This window comes from Saccharomonospora iraqiensis subsp. iraqiensis (genome assembly GCF_000430445.1).
GTDB lineage: Bacteria > Actinomycetota > Actinomycetes > Mycobacteriales > Pseudonocardiaceae > Saccharomonospora > Saccharomonospora iraqiensis.
Window position 1 is genome coordinate 1 of the sequence record NZ_AICW01000018.1, and the last position, 1,644, is coordinate 1,644.

At 75.3% G+C, this 1,644-nt stretch carries 3 protein-coding genes; 1 reads left to right on the plus strand and 2 read right to left on the minus strand.

The genetic code is table 11. The features are described from left to right. The coding region (locus ACTIR_RS20885; RefSeq protein WP_034237464.1) for a cobalamin biosynthesis protein at nucleotides 1–285 on the plus strand (285 nt) is incomplete at its 5' end. Nucleotides 286–409: 124 nt separating this feature from the next. Here the strand turns inward: ACTIR_RS20885 and ACTIR_RS0100055 are convergent. Both ACTIR_RS0100055 and ACTIR_RS20890 read right to left on the minus strand, forming a co-directional pair. Continuing rightward, a complete protein-coding gene (locus ACTIR_RS0100055) occupies nucleotides 410–1,255 on the minus strand; it encodes an SURF1 family cytochrome oxidase biogenesis protein (protein WP_411431301.1) in 846 nt (281 codons plus the stop codon). Between the two features lie 120 nt (nucleotides 1,256–1,375). Further along, a partial coding sequence (locus ACTIR_RS20890; protein WP_034237466.1) for a fructosamine kinase family protein occupies nucleotides 1,376–1,644 on the minus strand: 269 nt, incomplete at its 5' end.

The window sequence follows — 1,644 nt, forward strand, 5'->3', positions numbered from 1 at the left end:
TGGCGGGCGTGGCGGCGGGACACGGTGCTGCATCCCGGGCCGAACACGGGGCGTGTGGAGGCGGCGTTCGCCGGCGCGCTCGGGGTGCGGCTCGGGGGACGCACCGTCCACCCGCACGGGCCGCGGGAACTGCCCGTGCTCGGTGAGGGCCGCACACCGGACGCAGGCCATGTCACCCGCGCCGTGGAACTCTCCCGCGTCGTCGGCTGGCTCACCGCCGCCCTCACCAGCCTCCTCGCCCTGCGCCCCCACCCGCACCGCCGTGCGCGGCGGGGGTTGCCGTGAAGGACTCCCTGCCCGCGTCCGGTGCCGTGAGGGCCTCCTTCACTGCGTCACGCGCAGCGAGGGGCACATTCACTGCGTCACACGCAGGGAACGTGCCCTTCACGGCACCCGTCCGGGGTGGGGGCTACCGGGGCCGGGGAGTGGAGTGGGGGTCCGGTGCGGGGTCCTCGTCCTCGGCGAGGATCTCGGCGACCGAGCGGCGGCGTCCCCCGGTCGGGCGGTCCTCGGCGAGTGCGCCGCCGGGTTTGAGCTCGCGCACGGTGAAGTAGGCCCAGCCCAGCACGCCCATGGTGCCGAACGCGATCCACTGCAGTGCGTACGAGAAGTACGGCCCCGCGTCGATCTGCGGCAGCGGCAGCGGGTTCAGCACGCCCGGCTGTCCCTCGCTCAGCGGGTAATAGCCGCGCCGCAGGTCGAGGCCGGTCGCCTCGGCCACCACCCGGGAGTCCACGGCGTAGGTGTGCAGGGCGCCACCGGTGGAGGCGTTCGCGAACGCCGGGCGGGCCTGCGGATCGGTCTCGTCGGACCGCACCCGGGCCTCGACCCGCACCGTTCCCTCCGGCGGGGCGGCGTAGGGCGGAACCTCCGAGTCGTCCGGGCGCAGGTATCCCCGGTCGATCAGCAGCACCTCCCCCGAGGTGGTCCGCATCGGGGTGAGCACCTCGAACGCGGGTTCCCCGCGCACGGTCCGCAGCCGGGCGATGACCTCGTGCTCGGGCAGGTAGGTGCCCTCCACCAGCACCCGCTGCCACTCGGCCTCCGGCCCGGGCGGACCCGCGGTGGGCAGGACGTCGTCGGCGGGCGCGGCCGGTTCGGTGAACGACGCCCGCACGGCCTCGTTGGTGGCCTCCCGCTCGTTGTGCCGGTCGAACTGCCAGGGTGCGAGCACCGTGTAACAGGTGACGGCGAACCCGAACACCACCAGCGTCAGCGCCAGCCAGCTCGGCCGGAGCAGCAACTTCCACCGCACGATCCCCACGGTATGCGCCGGGCACGGGCGGGGCCCGGTCAGGGTGCCGCGGGTGTGGCGGGGATCCGGGTGTCGGGGCCTCGTGGGGTGGCGACCCGGGCGGCGCGGCCCGCCGGGTGCTCAGCCGGCCTGCAGGGTCGCCTTCGCCGCGTCGAGCGCCTGCCGGGCGTAGCCGCCCCCGAACAGCACGGTGTGCACGAGCAGGGGGAACAACTGGTGCAGCGGCACCCGTCGCTGCCGGTCCGCGGCGAGCGGGGCGCCCGCGGCTTCGGCGGCCTCCCGGTAACCGCCCAGGATGTGCCCGAGCAGCGGGGTCCCGAACAGCTCCAGCATGGCCAGATCCGTCTCCCGGTGCCCGCCGTGGGCGGCCGGGTCGATCAGCCACGCCC